The 8,021-nt window shown below is 69.0% G+C and carries 8 protein-coding genes and 1 pseudogene; 8 read left to right on the top strand and 1 reads right to left on the bottom strand.

Features of this window, described 5'->3' with window-relative positions:
- Positions 1-64: 64 nt before the first annotated feature.
- A pseudogene (locus IEW03_RS19160) lies at positions 65-682 on the top strand (AAA family ATPase); the annotation flags it as partial.
- Here the strand turns inward: IEW03_RS19160 and IEW03_RS19155 are convergent.
- Positions 675-1,490 carry a low temperature requirement protein A gene (locus IEW03_RS19155; RefSeq protein ID WP_188525312.1) on the bottom strand — a complete coding sequence of 272 codons (816 nt, stop codon included), beginning with the start codon at positions 1,488-1,490 and terminating at the stop codon, positions 675-677. The pseudogene IEW03_RS19160 and the gene IEW03_RS19155 sit on opposite strands and share 8 nt — an antisense overlap.
- Positions 1,491-1,746: 256 nt before the next feature.
- On the opposite strand from IEW03_RS19155, the gene IEW03_RS19150 reads away from it, so the two are divergent.
- The 7 genes from IEW03_RS19150 to IEW03_RS19120 all read left to right on the top strand — a co-directional run bounded on the left by IEW03_RS19150 (position 1,747) and on the right by IEW03_RS19120 (position 7,994).
- Entirely contained in the window at positions 1,747-2,937 is a 1,191-nt protein-coding gene (locus IEW03_RS19150) for a glutathione-independent formaldehyde dehydrogenase (protein ID WP_229738439.1), read from the top strand.
- Position 2,938: 1 nt separating this feature from the next.
- Positions 2,939-3,499 carry a type 1 glutamine amidotransferase domain-containing protein gene (locus IEW03_RS19145; protein ID WP_188525311.1) on the top strand — a complete coding sequence of 187 codons (561 nt, stop codon included), beginning with the start codon at positions 2,939-2,941 and terminating at the stop codon, positions 3,497-3,499.
- A 4-nt stretch (positions 3,500-3,503) separates the two neighbouring features.
- A complete protein-coding gene (locus IEW03_RS19140; protein WP_188525310.1) occupies positions 3,504-3,806 on the top strand; it encodes a putative quinol monooxygenase in 303 nt (100 codons plus the stop codon).
- A gap of 250 nt (positions 3,807-4,056) precedes the next feature.
- Entirely contained in the window at positions 4,057-4,365 is a 309-nt protein-coding gene (locus IEW03_RS19135) for an iron transporter (RefSeq protein WP_188525309.1), read from the top strand.
- Between the two features lie 174 nt (positions 4,366-4,539).
- The gene (locus IEW03_RS19130) at positions 4,540-5,244 is read left to right on the top strand and encodes a TetR/AcrR family transcriptional regulator (RefSeq protein WP_188525308.1); all 705 of its coding nucleotides are present in this window, start codon (positions 4,540-4,542) and stop codon (positions 5,242-5,244) included.
- A gap of 60 nt (positions 5,245-5,304) precedes the next feature.
- Positions 5,305-6,309 (top strand): ABC transporter ATP-binding protein, encoded by a 1,005-nt coding sequence (locus IEW03_RS19125; protein ID WP_188525307.1) that lies wholly within the window; start codon positions 5,305-5,307, stop codon positions 6,307-6,309.
- On the top strand, positions 6,306-7,994 hold the full coding sequence (locus IEW03_RS19120; RefSeq protein ID WP_188525306.1) for an ABC transporter permease: 1,689 nt from the start codon (positions 6,306-6,308) through the stop codon (positions 7,992-7,994). The genes IEW03_RS19125 and IEW03_RS19120 overlap by 4 nt, the downstream gene beginning before the upstream one ends.
- The last annotated feature ends 27 nt before the right edge of the window (positions 7,995-8,021 follow it).

The following is an 8,021-nucleotide window of genomic DNA, read 5'->3' as shown; positions in this document are numbered from 1 at the left end:
CCACACCGCCCCGGCTACCGTCGAGGCGTCAGTATCGAGCCTCCACTGAACCCGGGGCGGGACAATCTACGCCGCGCTGGCCAAGAGCCGTACCGTGCTCTACACCCCCAGCGTGCTGACCACGCCACGGGCCCTGAAGGAGGAGCTCGACCAGGTCATCTCCCGCACCAATATCTGCATCGAGCAGCACCTCGCGCCGGCCGGACAGGTCACGCCAGAGACGCGCGGGTGGCGCCACAGCAGGAACTACGTCGAGCTGATCATCGTCGATGAGTCCGAACGCCTACGCCCCACCGCACTGGAACTGCTGCGCGATCGCTACGACCGCGACAACATCGCCCTCATCCTGATCGGCATGCCCGGCCTGGAGAAGCAGTTCAGCCACTACCCCCAGTTCTACAGCCGCGTCGGCTTCGCCCACCAGTACCGGCCCCTGGGCAAGGACGAACTGCTCTTCGTCCTTCAACGGCACTGGCGCGCCCTCACCAAGACCCTCGACCCAGAGGACTTCACCGACGCCCAAGCCATCGCCGCCATCGCCCGCATCACCCGAGGGAACTTCCGACTCCTGGAACGACTCTTCCCCCAGATCGAGCGCGTCCTGAAGATCAACGAACTCGACACCATCACCAACGACGTCATCGAAGCCGCCGCCAGCACCCTTGTCATCGGCGTCAGTTGACAGGCCGCCACATAGCACCTACAGAACCCCGCCATTTATCGGCGCAAGCCACAGTCAGCCGTGCTTGGGCAGCGTCGGTGAGGGCGAAGTAGGACCACCAGAGCTGGCCGGCGATGAGCACCGCCAGGATGACCGCTGTAAGGACGCCCGGTTGACTCAGGTCTCGGGTGGCGCCGGTTCCGACCTGGACGATGGTCTCGCCGAGGGCGATGATGATGATCAGCCCGTGCCGGTCGACGAAGTAGCGGGGCAGCACGCGAAGTCCCCCGAATCCGACAACCAGCGGGCCGCCGAGGTCGATCAGCGCGGCGAGGATCCACACCAGCTCCCGGTACGGCGCGCCGAGGAACGCGGCGAGCAGGACGAGGCAGGGTCCGGCCAACAGGCTGGGCATCAGATGGATGGCCGCTGATCGCTGCTCGCGGCTGTGCCCTGTCTCGAGAACCAGGAGCACCAGGTGCACCAGCCGCACACACAGGAAGGCCACCGCGAAGACCAGAGCCCGAGCGGCGAACGCATCTGGTAGCGCGATGGCGGCGACCAGCATCGCTGCCATGGCGGCAAGGGTCAGTATCCGTGCCGCCACTCTGGCATCGCTGGTGGTGTTGGTCAGCCAGGCGTAGCAGACCCAGGTCCACCACACTGCTGTCAACGCCAACGCGCCTCGTGCCAGTCCCAGCCACGAGCCCTCGGCGAGCATCAACTGGGTGACCTGGGACATCGCGAACACGAAGACCAGGTCGAAGAACAGCTCCAGGGCGTCTGTGGTCCGGTCGTCCTTCTCGGCGCCCGGCTCGGAGGCACTCATAGCCAGTGATGCCTCCTGTCTCCTGACGGGATCGGGTGGCGCAGCAGCGTCGTTGCCCTCAGCCGATCACCGGGGTCCTCCAACCGCACGGCAGCGCGCGGCCCGGGGAGTTCCATCTCGGTCGGTGACCCTGGCAGTCTTGCTCACCGAGGTCTCGACTCGGTCACGGGGGCGGAGTAGCGTCGATTGCTTCGGGTGCGTCTCGCGGTCGAGCGTGGGGATCGGTGGCGTTCCGCCGCAGAGCAGGTCCACGTACGTGGACTCCGACGCCGAGGAGCCGAGCATGAAAGCAGTTGTTTACGAAGGGCCGCGTCAGGTCAGCGTCAACGATGTGCCGGACGCCAGGATCGAACGTCCGACCGATGTGCTGGTGCGGATCACCGCCACCAACATCTGCGGGTCGGATCTGCATATGTACGAGGGCCGCACCGACTTCGAGACCGGGCGCACGTTCGGGCACGAGAACATGGGCGAGGTCGTCGAGGTCGGCAGCGGTGTGGACAAGGTCGAGGTCGGTGGGCATGTGGTGCTGCCGTTCAATATCTCGTGCGGCTTCTGCAAGAACTGCGAGCGGGGCCTGACCAACTACTGCCTGACCACCCAGCCAGATCCCGCTGCCGCCGGCGCCGCGTACGGGTTCGCCGCGATGGGTCCCTGGGCCGGTGGGCAGGCGGAATACCTGCGGGTGCCCTACGGCGACCACAACTGCCTTCGCCTGGGGGAGGACGCGGCGGAGAAGGAGAACGACTACGTGATGTTGGCCGACATCTTCCCGACCGGGTATCACGCCACCGAGATGGCCGGGGTGGTCCCGGGTGACTCCGTGGTGATCTATGGCGGTGGGCCCGTCGGGCTGATGGCGGCGTACTCGGCGACGATCAAGGGAGCGGCCAAGGTGATGGTCGTCGACCGGCACGCAGACCGGCTCAAGCTCGCCGAGCAGATCGGCGCGATCGCGATCGACGACTCGAAGGTCGACCCGGTCCAGGCCGTCTTGGACCAGACGATGGGTCTGGGTGCGGATCGCGGGTGTGAGTGTGTCGGCTACCAGGCCCACGACCCGCAAGGCACCGAGGACCCCGCGTTGACGATGAATCGGATCATCGCCTCGGTCAGGTTCACCGGCGGCATCGGAGTGGTGGGGGTGTTCCTGCCCGCCGATCCGGGCGGCCCGGACGAGATGGCCCAGCAGGGCAAGGTCCCCTTCGACTTCGGACTGTCTTGGTTCAAGGGCCAGACCATCGGCACCGGGCAGGCGCCGGTCAAGAAGTACAACCGGCGGCTGCGAGACCTGATCGCGGCGGGCAAGGCGACACCGTCTTGGATCGTCTCCCACGAGCTGCCTCTCGACGGCGCCGTCGAGGCCTACCAACAGTTCGACGACCGCACCGACGGGTGGACCAAGGTCATCCTCAAGCCCGCAATGCCGGCCGGGAAGGCGGGCTGAGATGGCCGAGCAGCTGCAGGGCAAGAGAGTCGCGATCCTTGCTGCGGACGGGGTGGAACGCGTCGAGCTCGAGAAGCCTCGCGAGGCATTGGGTGGAGCCGGCGCCCAGACCGACCTGTTGTCGGTCCATGACGGCGAGATCCAGGCCCGCGACAATGACTTGGACGCAGCGGGCACCTTCACCGTCGATCGGACGGTCACCGACGCGTTCGTGACCGACTACGACGCGTTGCTGCTTCCCGGCGGTACGGTGAACCCAGACCAGCTACGAATCGACCCGGACGCAGTCGCGTTCGTCCGCGACTTCGTCGACAGCGGCAAGCCGGTGGCGGCGATCTGCCACGGTCCCTGGACGTTGATCGAGGCCGGCGTGGTCGGGGGTCGCACCCTGACGTCCTTCCCGAGCATCCGAACCGATCTGCGCAATGCCGGCGCAGACGTCCTCGACCAGGAAGTGGTGGTCGACGGCAACCTGACCACCAGCCGCTCACCCGATGACCTGCCCGTGTTCTGCGACGCGATCGTGACCGAGTTCGCGGGCAGCTCGACCGAAGAAAGGTGACATCATGACCGTGACCAAGGGCTTGTTGGTCCGCTTCGACGCCCTGCCCGGTAAGGAGGACGAGGTGAAGGAGTTCCTCGACGCCGGCCTTGCGCTGGTGGACCAGGAGCCGGCAACCATCGCGTGGTTCGGGATCCGGCTCGGACCGTCCTCGTTCGGGATCTTCGACGTGTTCCCCGACGAGGACGGCCGCGACACCCACCTGTCCGGCCCGGTCGCGGCAGCCCTCGGCGAGCAGACCGGCACGCTGTTCTCCGAACCCACGATCGACAAGCTCGACGTACAGGCCTCCAAACTCCCCACCTGAGACCACGACCGAAGAGCACGGGACCAGAGCGAAAGGCCACTTCACGGATGCCGCCTTCCGGCTCACGCAGCCCGCTTGACGACGCCGCGGCGGCCCTTCTCTACATCAGCACAGATCAGCACAGCTGCAACGGGCCGGCCAGTACCTCATCGGTTACGCGATCGAGGACGCCGAGGGCATGTACGCCTAAGATGACGGCGAACTGACCTGGCACAACCCGGAGGAGGAGAACGCGCACGTCGAGGTCACCGTGAGGGACGCGGCAGACGGACGCTTCATACCCGCCGTCCAGGTCAGCGCCACGCTGATCGCACCCTCGGGCACCGAGTTGGGCCCCTACGACCAGCAACTGGTGTGGCACCCGATGATGTATCACTACGCCCGCAACTGGAACCTCCCCGAGGACGGCGCCTACACGCTGCGCGTCCACGTCGACCCGCCCACCTTCATGCGTCACGACGAGATCAACGGCCGCCGCTTCACCGAGCCGGCCGACCTCGAGTTCACTGATGTCCGGATCGAACGCGGCGCAGAACCCGTCGACCCACCCCGCCGTTGAGCCGCAACAGCGAAGGACGCTCGCCAGTCGGTGATCGAGCCCTTCCGCCATTCCTTCTGCTCAGGGCGGATAGCCCTGTGCAGAGGACTTCGGACACTCGTGCAGTCGACTTCGGAAACTGACACCCGACGACCCCCTTGCGCGAACACTGAACACCTGTTTAGCCTGTTGAACATGCGTTCAGCCACGGGAGGTGCCGAGGAGCCGGGGACGGTCGCCGCCCCGCCGGACACCAGTGCGCGGGCCCGGATCCTCGAGGCGGCGGTGCTGCGGTTCGCCCGCTCCGGCTTCGGGGCGTCGGTGCGCGCCGTCGCCACCGACGCCGGCGTCAGCCCCGCACTGGTGATCCACCACTTCGGGTCCAAGGACAAGCTGCACGAGGCCTGCGACGAACACGTGCTGGCCTGGATCGCGAAGTCCAAGCGGGAGAACATGGGCAAGGCCACCGGCGGCCGGCTGCTCGAGGTGCTCGCCCAGGCGGACGAGTTCGCGCCCCTCGTGGGGTACGTTCTGCGGTCGATGCAGGCGGGCGGCGCCGTCGGGAAGTCGTTCGTCGAGCACATGATCGACGACGCCGAGAAGTACACCGCCGAGGCGGTCGAGCAGGGCCTCGCCAAGCCCAGCCTCGACGAGAGGGCGCGGGTGCGCTACCTCGTCTACTCGTCGCTCGGATCGCTGCTGCTGTCGGTCACGATGAACCCCCCGGACGACCCCGAGGACGTGAACACCGCCGTCCGCGCCTTCATGGACGACCTCTACCTGCCGATGCTCGAGCTCTTCACCGAGGGCTTCCTCACCACCCGCCGCATGCTCGACGACTACCTCCTGTACGTCGGGGACCCGCCGCCCGGCGCCGGCGAGGACGAGCCCGCGGCCTGAGCGCCGCAGCCCCTCGCACGCCCAGCACTGGAATCGGCAACGCACCTCTGGAGAGGGACCATGACCACCACGCCTTCGGGCGCCGCCGCCGGCGCGCCCGCGATCGAGATCCACGACCTGCACAAGTCGTTCGGCCCCGTGAAGGCCCTGGACGGCCTGGAGCTGGCCGTCACCCACGGCCAGGTCGCCGGCTTCCTCGGCCCGAACGGGGCCGGCAAGTCCACCACCATCCGCGTGCTGCTCGGCCTGCTGCGCAAGGACTCCGGGAACGTGCGCCTGCTCGGCGGCGACCCCTGGCGCGACGCCGTCGCGCTGCACCGGCGCCTCGCGTACGTGCCGGGCGACGTGTCGCTGTGGCCGAACCTGTCGGGCGGCGAGGCCATCGACTACCTGACCCGCCTGCGCGGCACCGTCGACAAGCGGCGCAAGGCCGAGCTGCTGGAGCGCTTCGAGCTCGACCCCACCAAGAAGGCCCGCACCTACTCCAAGGGGAACCGGCAGAAGGTCGCGCTGGTCGCGGCGTTCATGGCCGAGGTGGACCTGCTGGTGCTCGACGAGCCGACGTCGGGCCTCGACCCGCTCATGGAGTCCGTCTTCATGGACTACGTGCGCGAGGCCAAGGACCGGGGCACGTCCGTGCTGCTGAGCAGCCACATCCTGTCCGAGGTCGAGAAGGTCTGCGACACCGTCACGATCATCCGGGCCGGCCGGTCGGTGGAGTCCGGCACGCTCGACCAGCTGCGCCACCTCACGCGGTCCGCCGTCACGACGGTCGTCACGGGCGACCCGGCCGGCCTCGCCGTGCTGCCGGGCGTGCACGACGTGCAGACCACCACCGTGGAGGAGGGCACCCGCGTCACCTTCGACGTCGACAACGCGGACATCGGCGGCGTCCTCACCGCGCTCAGCGCCATGGGCGTGCACAGCTTCACCGCGGCCCCGCCGTCGCTGGAGGAGCTGTTCATGCGCCACTACGGCGACGAGCTCGCGCAGGAGGAGGCCGCCGCGAAGCACGCGGCAGACGCGGCCGAGCCGGGGGCGCGCAGCAGGGCAGGTGCGCGATGACGACCACACTGGAACGGCCGGCGCCCCCCGCGCCCGCCGCGCCGGCCGCCCGCGGGGGGTCGACCCTCACGGGGACCTGGAGCCTCATCCGGTTCATCCTGCGCCGCGACCGCGTGCGGCTCACGGTGTGGACCGTGCTGATCGTGATGTTCTACGCGTACTTCACGGCGGCGCTCGGCCTCATGTCCGACACCCCCGGCGCGCTCGAGGCCCGCGGGGCGCTCATGGAGACGCCTGCCGGCATCGTCATGGGCGGCCCGGGGTACGGGATCGACAACTACACGGTCGGCGCGTCGATGGCGAACGAGGGCACCGTCTGGATGGTGCTGGCGCTGTCGATCATGAGCATCCTGCACGTGGTGCGCCACACGCGGGCCGAGGAGGAGTCGAGCCGGTCGGAGCTGGTCCGCGCGGCCGTCGTCGGCCGGCACGCCCCCGCCGTCGCCGCGGTGGTCACGCTGGTGCTCGTCAACGTGGTCATCGCGCTCGTCTCGGCGCTGGCGATGACGGGCGCCGGCGGCATCGACGAGCTGCCGATGGCCGACTCGCTCGGCATGACCGTCGGCGTCGCGCTGAGCTCGATCGTGTTCGGCGCGATCGCGCTGGTGCTGAGCCAGCTGTCCGAGCACGGGCGCGGCGCCACCGGGCTGTCCCTGGCCGTGTTCGGCCTCGCGTTCGCGATCCAGGTCGCGGGGAACCTGCGGGAGATCCCGGGCGGCACGACGCTGTCCTGGTTCTCCCCGATCGCCTGGGCCCAGCAGACGCGGGCGTTCGTGGACCTGCGCTGGTGGCCGATGGCGCTGAGCGTCGTCGCCATCCTCCTGCTGCTGTGGCTCGCCGCGATCCTCGCGTCGCGCCGCGACTTCGGCGGCGGCATGATCGCGACCCGCAAGGGCCGGGCCGACGCGAAGGCGTCGCTGCGCGGGCCGTTCGCGCTGGCCTGGACCCAGCAGCGCATGGCGCTCCTGTGGAGCTGCCTCGGGCTCGGCCTGATGTGGTTCGCGACGGGCACGCTCATCCCGGACATCGGCACGATGGTCGGCGACCTGGTGTCGGAGAACCCCGCGATGGCGGCGCTCTTCGGCGACGACCCGAGCACCTTCGCGACCGGGTTCCTCGGGGTGATCGTCCTGTACGCCGTCCTGTGCTGCGCCGCGTACGCCATCGTCATGGCCGCGCGGCCGAAGGCGGAGGAGACCGCCGGCCGGCTCGAGATCGCCCTCGCGCGGCCCGTGTCCCGCGGCCGGTGGCTCGGGGCGCAGCTGTCCGTCGCCACGCTCGGCGCGGTCGTGCTCACGGCCGTGAGCGTGTACGCCCTCTGGTTCGGGGCCGTGGTGGTCGGGGAGTCCGAACCAGGCTTCGGGCCGTACTCGGAGGTCTTCCTGGCCCAGCTCCCCGCGGTGCTCGTCTACCTCGGGTTCGTGGCCGCGCTGTTCGCCTGGGCTCCGCGGCTGACCGGCCTGGGCTGGGCGCTGCTGGGCTACACCTTCTTCATCGGGTTCTTCGGCCCGCTGATCGAGGACATGCCCGACGCGGCGCACTACCTGTCACCCCTGTACTGGGTGCCGGAGGCGTTCGTGGAGGACTTCGACGGCGTCGCGTTCGTCGGCCTGCTCGCCGTCGCCGCGGTGCTGTACGCGCTCGCGTTCGTCGGCTTCCGGCGCCGGGACGTGGTCACCACCTGACGGGTGCCGTCGCCACCCTCGACGCAG

Source organism: Isoptericola cucumis (assembly GCF_014635665.1).
Taxonomy (GTDB): domain Bacteria; phylum Actinomycetota; class Actinomycetes; order Actinomycetales; family Cellulomonadaceae; genus Isoptericola; species Isoptericola cucumis.
The sequence above is the reverse complement of the archived record's forward strand: the minus strand, read 5'-3'. Positions and strand labels throughout refer to the sequence as shown.